Source organism: Pseudomonas sp. ZL2, assembly GCF_054788455.1.
This window is the reverse complement of record NZ_JBGOGX010000020.1, coordinates 92858-108463: the sequence shown is the minus strand read 5'-3', so window position 1 is coordinate 108463 and position 15606 is coordinate 92858. Positions and strand designations below refer to the sequence as shown.

The 15606-nt window shown below is 63.0% G+C and carries 19 protein-coding genes; 7 read left to right on the top strand and 12 right to left on the bottom strand.

Annotation, left to right across the window (positions count from 1 at the left end):
• Positions 1–150: 150 nt before the first annotated feature.
• Positions 151–789: a carbonate dehydratase gene (gene can, locus ABM562_RS15680; RefSeq protein ID WP_038997206.1), complete on the bottom strand. Its 639-nt coding sequence runs from the start codon at positions 787–789 to the stop codon at positions 151–153.
• A gap of 120 nt (positions 790–909) precedes the next feature.
• Between can and ABM562_RS15675 the strand changes: the two genes are divergently transcribed.
• A complete protein-coding gene (locus ABM562_RS15675; protein WP_460422549.1) occupies positions 910–1239 on the top strand; it encodes a serine kinase/phosphatase in 330 nt (109 codons plus the stop codon).
• A gap of 4 nt (positions 1240–1243) precedes the next feature.
• On the opposite strand, the gene rimI is transcribed toward ABM562_RS15675, so the two are convergent.
• Together rimI and ABM562_RS15665 are read right to left on the bottom strand one after the other, a co-directional pair.
• Positions 1244–1696: a ribosomal protein S18-alanine N-acetyltransferase gene (rimI, locus tag ABM562_RS15670; protein WP_134064331.1), complete on the bottom strand. Its 453-nt coding sequence runs from the start codon at positions 1694–1696 to the stop codon at positions 1244–1246.
• Positions 1689–2486 carry an energy transducer TonB gene (locus ABM562_RS15665; RefSeq protein ID WP_115088772.1) on the bottom strand — a complete coding sequence of 266 codons (798 nt, stop codon included), beginning with the start codon at positions 2484–2486 and terminating at the stop codon, positions 1689–1691. Before ABM562_RS15665 ends, rimI begins: the two co-directional genes overlap by 8 nt.
• 179 nt (positions 2487–2665) lie before the next feature.
• Here ABM562_RS15665 and mksB point away from each other — a divergent pair, with 179 nt between their 5' ends.
• The 3 genes from mksB to mksF are packed head-to-tail and all read left to right on the top strand — an operon-like array spanning position 2666 to position 7462.
• The gene (mksB, locus tag ABM562_RS15660; protein WP_036993806.1) at positions 2666–3943 is read left to right on the top strand and encodes an Mks condensin complex protein MksB; all 1278 of its coding nucleotides are present in this window, start codon (positions 2666–2668) and stop codon (positions 3941–3943) included.
• On the top strand, positions 3933–4634 hold the full coding sequence (gene mksE, locus ABM562_RS15655; protein ID WP_010225708.1) for an Mks condensin complex protein MksE: 702 nt from the start codon (positions 3933–3935) through the stop codon (positions 4632–4634). Before mksB ends, mksE begins: the two co-directional genes overlap by 11 nt.
• A complete protein-coding gene (gene mksF, locus ABM562_RS15650) occupies positions 4631–7462 on the top strand; it encodes an Mks condensin complex protein MksF (RefSeq protein ID WP_233674637.1) in 2832 nt (943 codons plus the stop codon). Before mksE ends, mksF begins: the two co-directional genes overlap by 4 nt.
• A gap of 114 nt (positions 7463–7576) precedes the next feature.
• Here the strand turns inward: mksF and ABM562_RS15645 are convergent, their stop codons facing one another.
• The 5 genes from ABM562_RS15645 to rplU form a co-directional block, all read right to left on the bottom strand.
• On the bottom strand, positions 7577–8032 hold the full coding sequence (locus ABM562_RS15645; protein ID WP_177414911.1) for a CreA family protein: 456 nt from the start codon (positions 8030–8032) through the stop codon (positions 7577–7579).
• A 10-nt stretch (positions 8033–8042) separates the two neighbouring features.
• Positions 8043–9161 carry a glutamate 5-kinase gene (gene proB / locus ABM562_RS15640; RefSeq protein WP_115088775.1) on the bottom strand — a complete coding sequence of 373 codons (1119 nt, stop codon included), beginning with the start codon at positions 9159–9161 and terminating at the stop codon, positions 8043–8045.
• Positions 9162–9236: 75 nt separating this feature from the next.
• Complete coding sequence (gene cgtA / locus ABM562_RS15635) at positions 9237–10460, bottom strand: Obg family GTPase CgtA (protein ID WP_115088776.1); 1224 nt, start codon at positions 10458–10460, stop codon at positions 9237–9239.
• Between the two features lie 192 nt (positions 10461–10652).
• Positions 10653–10910 carry a 50S ribosomal protein L27 gene (gene rpmA, locus ABM562_RS15630; protein ID WP_010225698.1) on the bottom strand — a complete coding sequence of 86 codons (258 nt, stop codon included), beginning with the start codon at positions 10908–10910 and terminating at the stop codon, positions 10653–10655.
• 31 nt (positions 10911–10941) lie between these two features.
• Positions 10942–11253 (bottom strand): 50S ribosomal protein L21, encoded by a 312-nt coding sequence (rplU, locus tag ABM562_RS15625; RefSeq protein ID WP_010225695.1) that lies wholly within the window; start codon positions 11251–11253, stop codon positions 10942–10944.
• Between the two features lie 252 nt (positions 11254–11505).
• Between rplU and ABM562_RS15620 the strand changes: the two genes are divergently transcribed.
• The 3 genes from ABM562_RS15620 (at position 11506) to ABM562_RS15610 (ending at position 13290) form a co-directional block, all read left to right on the top strand.
• A complete protein-coding gene (locus ABM562_RS15620; RefSeq protein WP_010225693.1) occupies positions 11506–12474 on the top strand; it encodes a polyprenyl synthetase family protein in 969 nt (322 codons plus the stop codon).
• Positions 12475–12574: 100 nt separating this feature from the next.
• Positions 12575–12916 (top strand): zinc ribbon domain-containing protein YjdM, encoded by a 342-nt coding sequence (locus tag ABM562_RS15615; protein WP_095162336.1) that lies wholly within the window; start codon positions 12575–12577, stop codon positions 12914–12916.
• 125 nt (positions 12917–13041) lie between these two features.
• Complete coding sequence (locus ABM562_RS15610) at positions 13042–13290, top strand: PA4570 family protein (RefSeq protein ID WP_038997219.1); 249 nt, start codon at positions 13042–13044, stop codon at positions 13288–13290.
• Between the two features lie 104 nt (positions 13291–13394).
• Here the strand turns inward: ABM562_RS15610 and ABM562_RS15605 are convergent, their stop codons facing one another.
• From ABM562_RS15605 to ABM562_RS15590, 4 genes are all read right to left on the bottom strand, one after another.
• Positions 13395–14012, bottom strand: coding sequence for an FKBP-type peptidyl-prolyl cis-trans isomerase (locus ABM562_RS15605; RefSeq protein WP_460422545.1), 618 nt, complete (start codon positions 14010–14012; stop codon positions 13395–13397).
• Between the two features lie 86 nt (positions 14013–14098).
• The gene (locus tag ABM562_RS15600; protein WP_115088778.1) at positions 14099–14404 is read right to left on the bottom strand and encodes a DUF6482 family protein; all 306 of its coding nucleotides are present in this window, start codon (positions 14402–14404) and stop codon (positions 14099–14101) included.
• Between the two features lie 133 nt (positions 14405–14537).
• Positions 14538–15026, bottom strand: coding sequence for a TIGR00645 family protein (locus tag ABM562_RS15595; RefSeq protein WP_038997223.1), 489 nt, complete (start codon positions 15024–15026; stop codon positions 14538–14540).
• Between the two features lie 100 nt (positions 15027–15126).
• The gene (locus ABM562_RS15590; protein ID WP_010226382.1) at positions 15127–15468 is read right to left on the bottom strand and encodes a PA4575 family protein; all 342 of its coding nucleotides are present in this window, start codon (positions 15466–15468) and stop codon (positions 15127–15129) included.
• Between the last annotated feature and the right edge of the window lie 138 nt (positions 15469–15606).

The following is a 15606-nucleotide window of genomic DNA, read 5'->3' as shown; positions in this document are numbered from 1 at the left end:
CGTTCATCAACGCCGTGCACGAGCTGTCGGCGCAGTACCACTAAGTAGGAGCGGGGGTGGGCCCCCAATGGTGACCCGGTTGACCCACCCAAACGTAGGGGAAAACCCCCTCCCCCTTTGGGGGGGGCGGGGTTTCCCCCCGCGATGGCCTCAGTCCTGCGGACGCAACCGGTACTGCGGCGGCAACTGGTCGATGCCGCTGATGGTCGCATTCAAGCTCTTCCAGCGCCCATCCTTGATGCCATAGATGCAGCCATGCACCGACAGGCTCTGCCCACGGTGCCAGGCATTCTGGACGATGGTGGTATGGCCGACATTGGCCACCTGCTGGATCACGTTCAGCTCGCACAGGCGATCCACCCGCTCTTCCTCGGTCGGCAGCTTGGCCAGTTCCACGCGGTTTTCGTAGTACAGGTCGCGAATCGAACGCAGCCAGCCATCGATCAGGCCCAGCTGACGATCCTGCATCGATGCCCGCACCCCGCCGCAGCCGTAATGGCCGGTGACCAGGATGTGCTTGACCTTGAGCACGTCCACCGCGTACTGGATCACCGACAGGCAGTTCAGGTCAGTGTGCAGCACCACGTTGGCAACGTTGCGATGAACGAACAGGTCGCCCGGCAGCATGCCGACGATCTCGTTGGCCGGTACCCGGGCGTCCGAACACCCGATCCAGAGGAACTCCGGTGTCTGCTGACGCGCCAGCTTGGCGAAGAAATCCGGATCTTCCTGCTTGATCGCATCGGCCCAGCGCGCGTTGTTATCAATCAGTTCTTGTAGATCGTGCATGTGCAAGCCTCATGGTTGATGCGCATCCTGTGACAGGCGCCGGCCTGTTCAGGTCACGCCTTTGAATCTTCCGCCAAATGGCAGGTCAACCGTTTAGGCCCTTCTGCAGGAGGATCGACCATGAGCCAGAAACACCGCCCGCTTCACGCCCCGCAGCCCGCCCCGAGCGATGAAGACGAAGACGAAGACCCCATGAGCTCGGTTGAAGAATTGCACTTTGACGAGGATACCCCCAACGTCGATGTCGGTTTCGACCCAACCGACGACGACCTCGAGCCGGAAACCCTGATCCCCGAAGACGGCGCCCGCTCAGCCAACGAGCCGGGAGCAAATCACCCTGCGGACTGGGACTTGAGCGTAGTCGACCAAAGTGACATCGGCGGCGGCAACGGCCTGGATGAAGCAGAGCTGGCCCGGCGCGACCCGCTGGACGGCAAGCCGGAGCGTTGAACCCCTACTCGAACAGGGTACAGGCCATGACCAAGGCATCTTCGCGACCGCCGGCTACCGGGTAATAGTCACGACGACGGCCAATTTCGTTGAAGCCGTAGCGTTCGTACAGACGATAAGCCGACTGGTTGCTGGCGCGCACCTCCAGGAAGCACTCGCGGCCATTGATTGCGTAGGCACGCTTCATCAGCTCTTCCAGCAGGGCCAGGCCCAGGCCGCGCCCCTGGCTTTCAGGCTTGACGGTAATGTTGAGCAGGTGCGCCTCGTCGATGATCACGTTGATCACGCCGTGGCCGACCTGCTGCTCGCCTTCGAACATCAGCCAGATTTCATAGGACTTGAGCCCGTCGAGGAAAATCCCGCGGGTCCAGGGGTGACTGAAGGCGGCGTATTCGATCTTCAGTACGGCATCCAGATCCGCCTCGGTCATCCGGCGGAAGCTGATCGTGTCACTCATTGCTTGGTTTCCAGCGCGCCATCAGCCGGCGCATGGCTTGCCAGACGTCCGCCTTGCGTTGCGGCTCGTCCATCAACAGTTCGAGCCCCGGCAAGGCCCAGGCAGCGCCCAGCCCTTCAACCGGCAACTCGCGATAATAAGCTTCGGCATTGGCCTCGCCGGCAAAGCGCACGGCAGGCAGGCCGATCAGCCACAGGCAGACGCACGGCGCTTCTTCAAGCCGGGCCTGGATAAAGCCCTGGACGAAATCGGTCGCCGCCTGCGGCCCCTGATCGAGGTTGCCGCGCACCAGCAACGGCCAGCGCACCGGCTCACCGATGATCTGCGGGCTGTCCGGCAGCCCGGCGGCGCGCAGCATGTCCTTGAGCAACAGATAGGAAGGGTCGCGGCTCTGGAACGGCTCGCCGGTGGCCAGTTCCACCAGCAGCAGGCAATTGCCGGCGCGCAGCAACTGCAGGGCAAAGCGCGGGGGCGGCACCGGTGCGGGCCTGGCAGCGACCGGCGCCTTTTCGGCCTCTTCCACCGGTTTGGCCGCGACTTTCGGGGTGCTGCCGGGGCGCGGAATCTCGATCTTCGGGCGCTCGCCGGAGCGCACCACCGGTGCACTCGGTGCCACGACGGCGGCCGCTGGTGCCTGCTCAAGCGGCTCTAACGCCTGTTCCTCGAGCGGCGCCACCGGCAGCAACAGCTCCGGGCGCGATGGTGCCGCGAACGGCAGTTCGGCACGCGGCAGCCAATGCACCACTTGCATGGCGTTGAGATAAGCGCGGCGGCGGGACTCGATTAACAAGAAGGATCGGCCATCTGTGGATAAGTCAGGGGCGATATTCTAACGTTGTTCGCCGTTCGGCGCCGCTGTTGATCGGCAGAAAACCGCCCGACAGCAGGATCAAGCGATCAGGGGGTGAATCGACAGGCGTCTGATGCAGTACAATCGGCGCTTTTATTTGGCAACGAGTCGACCCGCCAATGATCGAACCCAAGCGCGTCCTGCGCGCCCTAGCCGAACACTGGGCCCTGCTCGAGCCGTTGTGCGAGCGCTTCGACGGGGGCACCCTGAGCCTGGCCGAACTGCGCCAGCAACTGGCCACCCAGCAGCTGGAGAGCACGCCCCAGGACATCACCAGCCTGCTCGACGTGTGGATCCGCCTGGATATCCTGGTGCCGGTGGCCAAAAGCCCGAACCGTTTCGAGCTCAACGCCCAGATCCATGACTTTCTGGCGTACCTGCGCCGCGAGCACCGCCTGGGCCTGTGCCTGGAGATCGAAGCCTACCTGCGCCACCTCGAGCGCCTGGCCGGGCATATCCAGGATGCCTTCGAGATTCGCGACGGCAACGACCTGGCGCGCCAGCTGCGCCTGCTCGACATGCGCGTGCGCGACGTCCTGAAGAAGCTCGACAACGACGAACAGGCGCTGGTCGCCGTGGCCGAACGGGCCAAGACCAGCGACCGGCAGATCCCCCTGCGCCAGCGTTACGCCGAAGTCCTGGCAACCTGGGACGAATACGTCGAGCCGATGATCCAGCTGGTCAACGCCGACGGCGCCTTCGAGCAAGGCGTGCGCAAGGTCGAGACCGTGCTGCTGCGCTTGCTCGGCGAGCAGGCCCGCCTCGGCCATCTGGTCGACGACGACATGCTCCTGCGTACCCACGCGCGCATCCTCGAAATGCAGACCAGCGCCCAGCTGACCCTGCGCCATGCCCGTGAACTGCTGCTGCCGCTGCGTGAAGAAGCCCGCCGCCACAACGCCGTGACCCGTGGCGCCGCCCTGGCCCTGTCGGTGATCCGCCGCAAGGGCCTGGACGCCGTGCCGCAAGCCGCCATGCCGCTGTTCACCCGCCCGCAGAGCACCTTCCTCGGCAGCGCCAGCCAGGTCGAAGCCTACGTCTATGCCCTGGCCCGTTTCGAGCCAAAGCCTGCGCAGTTCCCCAAGGCCCACAAGAGCCACAAGGGCGACGCCCCGCGCGCACCGCGCACGGTCAAGGAAATGCTCGAACGCTGCGAAGACGCCCTGCCGCTGCCGGACCTGATGGTCTGGCTGCTCGACCAGGAGCCCGAAGGCGCCACCGACGAGCTGCTGTACTGGTTCTCGCGCCTGTCGCGGGAAAAACGCTTTGCCCGCGAGCGCCTCGAGCGCCGTGAATACACCACCCGCGAACACCTGGTCAGCCTGCGTTCCTTCGCTCTGACATCGAGCCGCGAACCATCGCCTGAGCCAACTGCGAGCCCCGCCCATGCATCTTGATCTTTCCGAACTGTCCCAGCTCGCACCGATCTTCCGCGAGCTGTTCAAGGGCTTCCACATCAGCCGCCGCGACCCGGAGCTGTACGCCCAACTGTCGAACTTCCAGGACCAGTACCGTGGCCTGTTCAAGGCCCTGGGCTTTGAACTGGTGTGCGACACCCGCGGCTTCTACTACTTCGTCCCGGACCTGGCCGCCGCCCAGGTCAACAAGACCGCCCAGCGCCTGTCGCTGTTCACCTTCATCCTGGTCGAACACCTGGCCGACCAGGGCCGCGACCCGATGTCGGTCCTCGACGGCGGCAGCCTGGGCCGCGACGAGCTGCCTTCGCTGCTGGAAAAGTACCGCGACCTGTTCATCCAGGCCGAAGTGCAGACCCCGGACGAGCTGGAAGAGAAGATCATGCGCCGCATGACCCAGCTCGGCTTTGCCCACGAAGAGAACGGCATCTACCGCTTCCTGCCGCCGATGCACCGCTTCCTCGACGTCTGCCTGTCGGTCCAGCAGGACCGCGACCTGGCCGCCAGCCTGCACAGCGCCCTGCCGCTGCCAACGCCGGTGCTGGTCGAGGAAGAAAGCCCGGAAGAGCTGAACCGTACCGACGACCCACTGGACCTCAGCCCGTTCGAAGAAAGCGAAGAAGACGCCTTGGCCCGAGCCATTGCGCAAGAGCAACAGGAGATTGACGCATGAGCCAGGAACGCTACGGCATTCGCCGCTTCGCACTGCTCAACACCGCCGGCTACAGCCTGGGCCTGTTCCCCCTGGAACACCCGCTGTCGGTCTACGGTGCCAACAACCTGGGCAAGAGTGCCTCGATCAACGCCCTGCAGTTCCCGATCCTGGCGCGCATGTCCGACATGAGCTTCGGCAAATACAGCCTGGAGCAGTCGCGGCGCTTCTACTTTGCCAGCGACACCAGCTACATCCTCTGCGAGGTCAACCTGCCTCATGGCCCGCACGTGATCGGCGTGGTCGGCCGCGGCCCGGGTGGCGGTTTCGGTCACCAGTTCTTCGCCTATGCCGGCGAGCTGGACCTGGCCCACTACCAGAAAAACGACACCTGCCTGCGCCAGAAAGAGCTGTTCAGCAACCTCGAGCGCAACGGCCTGAAAGCCTACGAGCTCAAGCCCGACGAGCTGCGCCGCCTGCTGGTGGGTGGCCATACCTCGATTCCGCTGGACCTGACCCTGATCCCGCTGCGCTCCACCAGCGAGCAGAGCCTGAAGACCTTCCGCGCCCTGTTCATCAACCTGCTGCACATGCGCGAGATCACCGCGGCCAAGCTCAAGCAGCTGTTCCTCGATGCTTTCGAGCACAGCCTGCGTTCCGGTAGCGTCGACTACATCGCCGCCTGCGAAGAAGCCTTCCGCGACGTACGGCGCATGGAGCAGGATTACAACTCGCTGGTCGCCGCCGGCCCGCTGGTCGAGGCCCTGGCCAACGGCGTGGCCCAGCGCGAGATCCTGCGCGGCAAACTGCATCGCCTGTCGCCACTGCTCGACTCGCTGCTCGGCACCTGGCAGGACTACGCCAGCGCGCGCAAAGAGGAGCTGGTGATCCAGGCCGAACACTACAAGAACGAACAGGACAGCCTGCAGAACGACCAGCGTGGCGGCACCCAGGAGCTGATGCGCCTGGAGCGCGAGATCACTGGCGTGCAGCGCTGGCTTGGCGAGCTGTCGGTGCTCAAGCACCGCTTCGCCCTGGTCGATGACGTCAAGGTCCTGGAACAGCAACTGCTGGCCGCCAAGGACGCCCACGACGAACTGGCCGGCGCCCTGGCGCAGTCGCGCCAGTTCAGTGCCGAAGACCTCGAAGAGCGTCTGCGCGAGCTGGAAAAACGCCTCAAGTCGGTCAAGCAGCAGCTCGATCATGCCGACAACAACAGCTATGCACGCCTGCGTGAAGAGTTCTCGCAGCAGGACGTCGAGCGCCTGATGCGCCTGTTCAACGGTGCGCTGTTCAGCCTGCCGCTGGGCGAGCGCGGCATCGAGCTGGACGACAGCGATGTCTGGGTCAAATCCCTGGAAGCGGTGCTCGACGGCTTCAAGGGCGAGCGCTTCGAAGCCCCGGGCCTGTCCATCGACCTCTCCCACATCGAACCACCAGCGCTGCAGGCCCTGGCCGACCGCGCCGCCCTGCGCGACCAGAAGGAACGCCTGGAGAAAGAGCTCAAGCAGCTCAAGACCCAACAGGCCGTAGCCGCCGACCGCGCCGCGAGCAAGACCCAGACCGAAGCCCTGTACCAGCAGGTACTGGATGCGCAAAAGGCTCTGGAAGACTTCCGCCGCACCCAGACCTTGTCCGCCGAAGAAGGCGACAAACTGGAACAGCTGGCGCAGATGGAAGCCGCCCAGGACGAACTCAAGCGCTCCAGCGACGCCTTCACCGAACGCGTCCAGCAACTGTCGGCCAAGCTGCAACTGGTCGGCCGCCAGATCGCCGACATGGAAGCCAAGCAGCGCACCCTCGACGACGCCCTGCGCCGTCGCCAGCTGCTGCCCGCCGACCTGCCGTTCGGTACGCCGTTCATGGAGCCGGTCGACGACAGCATGGACAACCTGCTGCCGCTGCTCAACGACTACCAGGACAGCTGGCAGGGCCTGCTGCGGGTCGATGGCCAGATCGAAGCGCTGTATGCCCAGGTACGCCTCAAAGGCGTGGCCAAGTTCGACAGCGAAGACGACATGGAGCGCCGTCTGCAGTTGCTGATCAACGCCTACTCGCACCGCACCGAAGAAGCCCTGACCCTGGGCAAGGCGCGCCGCGCCGCGGTTACCGACATCGCCCGGACCCTGCGCAACATCCGCAGCGACTACGACAGCCTCGAGCACCAGCTGGCGCTGTTCAACCGCGAGATCAACAAGCGCCAGGTTTCCAACCTGCAGAGCTTTCGCATCGTCCTGGCGCCGAACAAGGAAGCGCTCAAGCACATCGACCAGATCATCCACAGCGCCGGCCAGTACGAGGAAGGCGAGACCCTGTCGGTGTTCGACCTGAGCCAGAGCGCCGAGCAGGACAACAAGAACGAAGAGGCCAAGGAGTACCTGGCGAGGCTGGTGGCAGCCAACCACAACCAGCTGGGCCTGAAGGATCTGTTCGAACTGGCCTTCGAGATCACCAAGGTCGGTGGCCAGCCGGTGATCCACACCGACATCGACGGTGCGGCGTCCAACGGCACCACCATGACCATCAAGGCGCTGACCAACATGTATTTGTTGCTGCACCTGATGGACCGCGACCTGGCCGGCCGCGTACGCCTGCCGTACTACCTGGACGAGGCGGCCGACATCGACGAACGCAACCAGGCAGCGCTGCTGGAAACCAGCTTGCAGCTGGGCTTCGTACCGATTCTGGCGAGCGTGAAGCCGCAGGTTTCGGCGCATGTCGCCATCGACCTGGAAGGCGGCAGTGGGCCGAACGGGATCTACATTGACGAGGCCGACTGGAAGTACATCAGCCGCCGTGATGTGGAGAAGGCAGTGGTGCGGGTAGAAGAGGAAGAAGCTTCGGCCTGAGGCCTCTTTTGGGGGCCTTTCAGGCTCCATCGCCGGCAAGGCCGGCTCCCACAGGGACTGCATGCACAGGACCTTGTGGGAGCCGGCCTTGCCGGCGATGCATTCAACTCGGTTTTACTGAGCCCACGGCAAGATCGGAATCGCCGTTACCGCGTTCTGCGGACTACCTTCGATCACACGATCCGAGTACACCAGATAGACCAGGGTATTGCGCTTCTTGTCGAGAAAGCGCACCACCTGCATGGTCTTGAACACCAGCGAAGTGCGCTCCTTGAACACCTCGTCGCCGTCCTTGAGCTGTTCCTTGAAGCGAATCGGCCCGACCTGACGGCAGGCGATCGACGCTTCGGCACGGTCTTCAGCCAGGCCCAGGCCGCCTTTCAAACCGCCGGTCTTGGCCCGCGACAGGTAGCAGGTCACGCCTTCCACCTTCGGATCATCAAACGCTTCGACGACGATGCGGTCATTCGGCCCGACGATCTTGAACACCGTCGATACCTGGCCAATCTCCTCGGCCGACGCCAGTACCGGCAATGCCAGCAGCGCCGCTGCAACTATCCCTTTGAACACACGTATTTCCTCAGACCAGAATCAGGTTGTCGCGGTGCACCAGCTCCGGCTCGGCGATATAGCCCAGCAGGGTCTCGATCGCGTCCGATGGCTGGCCAATGATTTTCTGTGCTTCCAGGGCGCTGTAGTTGGCCAGGCCCCGGGCGACTTCAAGGCCATCCGGGCCGACGCAGACCACCATCTCGCCACGGCGAAAGCTGCCCTGCACGGTCTTGACGCCCACCGGCAACAGGCTCTTGTTGTCCTTGCGCAACGCCTTCACCGCACCCTCGTCGAGCACCAGGGTGCCACGGGTCTGCAGGTGCCCGGCCAGCCACTGCTTGCGCGCGGCGAGCATGCCGCGCTCGGGCGACAGCAGGGTGCCCAGGCGCTCCCCAGCCTTGAGCCGGTCAAGCACGCGCTCCAGGCGACCACCAACGATGATCGTGTGAGCACCGGAACGCGCCGCCAGGCGCGCTGCACGCAGCTTGGTCTGCATGCCGCCACGGCCCAGGGCGCCGCCGGTACCACCGGCTACCGCGTCGAGGCCCGGATCGTCGGCGCGGGCTTCGTAGATGAGCTGCGCGTCGGGGTTGTTGCGCGGGTCGGCATCGAACATGCCGTCGCGGTCGGTAAGGATCACCAGCAGGTCGGCTTCCACCAGGTTGGCCACCAGCGCCGCCAGGGTGTCGTTGTCGCCGAAGCGGATCTCGTCGGTGACCACCGTGTCGTTCTCGTTGATCACCGGCACCACGCCCAGCTCCACCAGGGTGCGCAGGGTACTGCGGGCGTTGAGGTAGCGCTTGCGGTCAGACAGGTCGTCGTGGGTCAGAAGGATTTGCGCGGTATGCCGGCCATGCTCGGCAAAGCTCGACTCCCAGGCCTGCACCAGGCCCATCTGGCCGATCGAAGCCGCCGCCTGCAGCTCATTCATCGCACTCGGTCGCTTGGCCCAGCCCAAACGGCTCATCCCGGCGGCAACCGCCCCGGACGACACCAGCACCAGTTCGACACCTGCCTCATGCAACGCCACCATCTGCTCGACCCAGACACCCATGGCCGCGCGATCCAGGCCCTTGCCATCTGCTGTCAGCAGGGCACTGCCGATTTTCACGACCCAGCGCTGCGCACCCGTCACCTTGCTCCGCATCTTCTTCCAACCTATTCAGATCTTTAGATACCAAAACGCCGCTCCTGAGAGCGGCGTTTAGTGTACTGCAACGAATCAGTCGCGCACGTAAATGATTTCCGGGCCGTCTTCGTCGTCCTCATCATCCCAGTCGTCATCGTCGTCGCCGATGTCGTGCACGCTCTTGACGCCGCTGCGGCGCAGGGCGCGGGCGTCGTCCAGGGCCTGCAGCTGGGCACGGGCTTCGTCTTCGATGCGCTGATCCAGGTCAGCCAGTTCTTCGGCGTAGGCCGGGTCGTTGGCCAGGCGGTCGGCGCGATCTTCGAGGTAGCGCATGATGTCGCGGCTGAGCTGCTCGGTACCCTGCTTGGAGATGGCCGAGATCACATAAACCGGACCTTCCCACTGCAGACGCTCGACCACTTCCTTGACCCGCTCGTCACGCTCGTCGTCCATCAGCATGTCCGTCTTGTTCAGCACTAGCCAGCGGTCACGCTCGGCCAGCGACGGGCTGAACTGGGTCAGCTCGTTGACAATGACTTCGGCGGCATCGGCGCTGCTGCTCTCATCCAGCGGCGCGAGGTCGACGAGGTGCAGCAGCAGGCGGGTACGCGCCAGGTGCTTGAGGAAGCGGATACCCAGGCCGGCACCGTCGGAGGCACCTTCGATCAGGCCGGGAATGTCGGCGATGACGAAGCTCTTCCAGCGGTCGACACTGACCACACCCAGGTTCGGCACCAGGGTGGTGAACGGGTAGTCGGCGACTTTCGGCTTGGCGGCCGATACCGAGCGGATGAAGGTGCTCTTGCCGGCGTTTGGCAAGCCCAGCAGGCCGACGTCAGCCAGTACTTTCATTTCCAGCTTCAGATCACGCTGCTCACCCGGTTTGCCCGGGGTGGTCTGGCGTGGCGCACGGTTGGTACTGGATTTGAAACGGGTGTTGCCCAGGCCGTGCCAGCCGCCCTGGACCACCATCAGCTTCTGGCCTGGCTTGACCAGGTCGCCGATGACTTCCTGGGTGGCCGAGTCGATCACCGTGGTGCCGACCGGCACGCGCAGGATCAGGTCGTCGCCCTTCTTGCCGGTGCAGTCGGTGCTGCCGCCGTTGGAGCCGCGCTGGGCCTCGAAGTGACGGGTGTAACGGTAGTCGACCAGGGTGTTGAGGTTGTCGTCGGCAACCATGTACACGGAGCCGCCGTCGCCACCGTCACCGCCGTTGGGACCACCGTTCTCGATGAATTTTTCGCGGCGGAAGCTCATGCAACCGTTACCGCCATCACCGGCTTTGACCCGGATCGATACTTCGTCAACAAACTTCATAAAAACCGCCTCTCGTCAGCTGGACGAGCTGAGTGACACAAAGACATAAGGCTCTTGCAAAAGTGAGCGCGGCGGCCCCGTCACGACAGTAACAACCCACGCCGGCAGCCCATACAAACAGCTTTGCAAGAGACTCACCCCACAAACGAAAAAGCCCCGTCGCGAGACAGGGCTTTTCCAGCGTTCGCGCGATTACTCGGCGACAACGCTCACGTAACGACGACCGAAGGCGCCTTTTACTTCGAACTTGATCTTACCCGCGATCTTGGCGAACAGGGTGTGATCCTTGCCCATGCCAACGCCGTAGCCAGCGTGGAATTGGGTGCCGCGCTGACGCACGATGATGTTGCCAGGAATGATAGCCTGGCCGCCATACATCTTCACGCCAAGGCGTTTGGCTTCTGAGTCGCGACCGTTACGGGTACTACCACCAGCTTTTTTGTGTGCCATGGTTCAATTCTCCAGAAATGGATTCAGGCGATTACGCCGAAATACCGGTGATCTTGATTTCGGTGAACCACTGGCGGTGGCCCATACGCTTCATGTGGTGCTTACGGCGGCGGAACTTGATGATGCGAACTTTGTCGTGACGACCTTGGGAGATCACTTCAGCGACAACCTTGGCACCAGCAACGACTGGAGCGCCGATGTTCACGTCGTCGCCATTGGCAACCAACAGAACGCGGTCGAAAGTCACGGATTCGCCAGTGGCGATTTCCAGTTTTTCGATTTTCAGGTATTCACCTTCGGCGACTTTGTACTGCTTGCCACCGGTAACAATTACTGCGTACATGGGTATTTCTCCGATAATCCTGCTCACCCAGCTCTTTATAGGAAGAGTATTGGCTGGCATGGCTGCATAGGGCTGGAACGGCCCAGTGCAATTGCGTAAGGCAGGTGCTGCCCAGGAAGTTCAGGGTGCGCGATTGTACGCAAGCCCCGCTTTGCTTGCAAGTCCCACCCCCGGCCCGCAGGCAGCGCGCCTTGACACGCCGGGACCCGCGACCTAGCATGCCGCGCAACCTTTATGGAGCACCTGTGGCCGATGCAACCCCAAGCTTTCTACCGTGCGGTAGCGGACGACTTCAGCGCCGTTGACGAGATCATCAAGAAACAGCTGACTTCGCGTGTACCGCTGGTATCGAAAATCGGCGACTACATTACCTCGGCCGGCGGCAAGCGCCTGCGCCCGCTGCTGGTACTGCTGTGCGGCAAGGCCCTGGGCCGCGAAGGCGACGACCTGCGCCTGCTGGCCGCCACCATCGAGTTCCTGCACACCGCCACCTTGCTGCATGACGACGTCGTCGACATGTCCGGCATGCGCCGTGGCCGCTCGACCGCCAACGCCCTGTGGGGCAACGCGCCGAGCGTGCTGGTCGGTGACTTCCTGTACTCGCGCTCGTTCGAGATGATGGTCGAACTGGGCTCGATGCCGGTCATGCAGATTCTCTCCAAGGCCACCCGGGTGATCGCTGAAGGCGAAGTCCTGCAGCTGTCCAAGGTGCGCGACGCCAGCACCACCGAAGAAGTCTACATGGACGTCATCCGCGGCAAGACCGCGATGCTGTTCGAGGCTTCGACCCACAGCGCCGCGGCCCTGGCCCAGGCCTCCGAGGAGCAGAGCGAAGCCCTGCGCACCTTCGGTGACCACCTGGGCGTGGCCTTCCAGCTGGTCGACGACCTGCTCGACTACAAGGGCGACGCGCAGACCCTGGGCAAGAACGTCGGTGACGACCTGGCCGAAGGCAAGCCGACCCTGCCGCTGATCTACACCATGCGCGAAGGCACCGCCGAACAGGCCGCGCTGGTACGTCAGGCGATCCAGAAAGGCGGCATCGAAGACCTCGAGAGCATCCGCGCAGCCGTTGAGGCGTCCGGTTCGCTGGACTACACCGCCAAGCTGGCCCGCGACTACGTGGCCCGCGCCATCGCCTGCCTGGACGTGCTGCCAGCCAGCGAGTACCGCGATGCGCTGGTCGAGCTCAGCGAGTTCGCCGTCGCCCGCACGCACTGATCCCCTGCTCCGGCCCATCGCTCGATGGGCCCGATTAGCCTCAGACGGTCAAAACCCTATACAATGTAGGTTTTGTACCTGTACGTCTTGAGGAACCTTAGTGAGCACTTTGCCACCCTGCCCCAAATGCAACTCCGAATACACCTACGAAGACGGCGCCCAGCTGATCTGCCCCGAGTGCGCCCACGAGTGGTCGGCTGCCGGTGAAGCCGAAGCGGCCAGCGACGAAACGGTGAAAAAGGATGCAGTGGGCAACGTCCTGCAGGACGGCGACACCATCACCGTGATCAAGGACCTCAAGGTCAAGGGCACCTCGCTGGTGGTCAAGGTCGGCACCAAGGTCAAGAACATCCGCCTGTGCGATGGCGACCACGATATCGACTGCAAGATCGACGGCATCGGCCCGATGAAGCTGAAATCGGAATTCGTCCGCAAGGTCTGATTCTGGTGGGTTTCGGGGCCGCCCTGCGGCCTCGACAGCCCACAGCCGGGAAAAAACCGCCGATAGGCACTTGCTATTTTGATAATAAGAATTATTCTCATTGAACGCTTTCAAGGAGAATAGCCATGACTTATCTGATAGACGCCTGGCTTGACCGCCCCCATCCATACCTGCGCATCCTGCACCGGGAAACCGGCGAGGTCTGTGCCGTGCTTGAAGAAGAAGCACTGGACGAACTGCGCGACCAGGGTGACCTGGATCTCAATGGCCTGAATTCGAGTGAGCCGAGTGTGCTCAAGGAACTGGTGAGGAACCTGTTCCTGTTCTGCTATGCGCGGGCGTTGCGCCCTGGCGGTGGGACCGATTGGAACTGAACAGCATCGTGGGGCAAGCCCGGCTCCCACAACGGACCGGTGTGAACCAACCCTGTGGGAGCTGGCCTTGCCAGCGATGAGGGCCGAAAGGCCCTCTGACGTTCTTACAGAACGTCCAGCAGCTCGACGTCGAACACCAGCACGCTGTGCGGCGGGATGCCGCCAACGCCCTGAGCGCCGTAAGCCAGCTCGCTCGGAACGTACAGGCGCCATTTGCTGCCGGCATTCATCAGTTGCAGGGCTTCGGTCCAGCCGGCGATCACGCCGCTGACCGGGAACTCTGCTGGTTGGCCGCGCTCGTAGGAACTGTCGAACACGGTGCCGTCGATCAGGGTGCCGTGGTAGTGGGTACGCACGCTGTCGTCGCGGCTTGGCTTGGCGCCGTCACCTGCGGTCAGCACTTCGAACTGCAGGCCCGAAGCCAGGGAGGTGATGCCGTCACGCTTGGCGTTTTCAGCCAGGAAGGCCTTGCCTTCGCCAGCGGCCGCTTCGGCCTTGGCAGCCGCTTCGGCCTGCATGATATCGCGGATGACCTTGAAGCTGGCCGACAGGTCGGCTTCGCTGACGCGGCTTTCCTTGCCGTCGAAGGCATCGGTCAGGCCGGCCAGGATGGCGTCCAGGCTTACGCCTGGTGGCGGGTTGTCACGCAGTTGGCCACCCAGCTGACGGCCGATGCCGTAGCTGACGCGAGTTTCGTCGGTAGACAGGTTGAGTTCGGACATTTGCTTGCTCCGCTGCAGGGCGCATGACAGCCGCGCCCTTTATGAAAAGGGCGAGCAGCCTAGCACACTGCGCTGGCGCAGATCAGCTACCAGGCAGAACGGCGTGGCATCGGTATTTTCAGGTCGCTGTCACCGGCATCGCCGCCGCCACACATCTCGTCGTCCATCGACCAGTGCACCAGGTGCAGCGGCACAGCGGGCAAGCCTTCAAGCAGGCGTTGCGCATCGACCACCGAATGCACTTGCAGACGCTTGCCGAGCTTATCCACTAACGGATGCGCATGGCCTTTTACCCGGGCCTCAATCAAAAAGTCACCACCTTCGATGGCGATCAGATTGAGCTCTTCGACATGACCGGCCCTGGCCTCGGTGCTCAGTTGTTGAAGGTTCATTGCGATACCTCATTACTGGAACTTCGAGTGACCGTTCATTTTTTGTACAGCCGTGTACAAAGCACAAGGCAAAAACGCAACCGCCCGTCCGTTTTGCAACGGACGGGCGGTTGTTGACCGGCTCAACGCCTGATCAGTGCTTGGTGACCTTGTCCAGGTAACCCATGGCAAAGGCCGAGACCACAAAGGTCATGTGGATGATCACGTACCACATCAGGTACTGGGTCTCGATGTTGCGCGCGTCCATGAACACCCGCAGCAGGTGGATCGAGGAAATCGCCACGATCGAGGCAGCGACCTTCATCTTCAGCGAAGACGAGTCCATCTTGCCCAGCCAGCTGAGTTTTTCCTTGTCTTCGTCGATGTCCAGTTGCGAGACGAAGTTCTCGTAACCGGAAATCATCACCATCACCAGCAAGCCGCCAACCAGGGCCATGTCGATCAGCGACAGCAGCACCAGGATCAGGTCGGCTTCAGCCAGGGCGAAGACGTTGGGCAGGACGTGGAAGATCTCCTGGAAGAACTTCAGTGCCAGCGCCAGCAGGCCCAACGACAGACCAAAATAGATCGGCGCGAGCAGCCAGCGCGAGGCATACATCGCATTTTCGATAATACGTTCCATTGAAAACTCGTCAGGTTGGCAAAAAAGCGAGCGCGAGTATAACAGCCACCCATGACAGAAAAAGCCCGTGGCACGCTGCCACAGGCGTGGCGCAGGCGTCTCAGGTTTCCGGATGGAACTGAAAGTCGCCGACGTGATGGACGCGTTCGCCGTTGATCCGGCGCAGCTGGGCTTGCAGGTGCACGCACCAGATCTGCGGATCGTCGGCCAGCTGATAACCGTGCAGGGTCAGGCTGTCGACAATGGCGTTGAGTACCGATTCGGCCACGAACGGCCCGTGAAACGGCCCCTGGGCCTTGATCGCAGAAGGCTGCTCGCCAGCCATGCCGGCGGCAAACAGCAGGGTCCACATGCCGTTGTCACCGGCCAGTGGGCGGATACTGCATTCAATGCGGGTCACCAGGCCCAGGCATTGACGGGTGAGGCTGAGGCTGCGCGGCATGGCGAAGGTCCTCGGTAAACCCTTGTTCAGCCCTCAGGTGAAGGCTGTCTCATTCCTGTACCTACGACTGTCCCTGAACTGAAGAATAGAAGAATTCCGCCCATGCGTGGAAAAACCGGCGCCGAATGGTCATGTTCC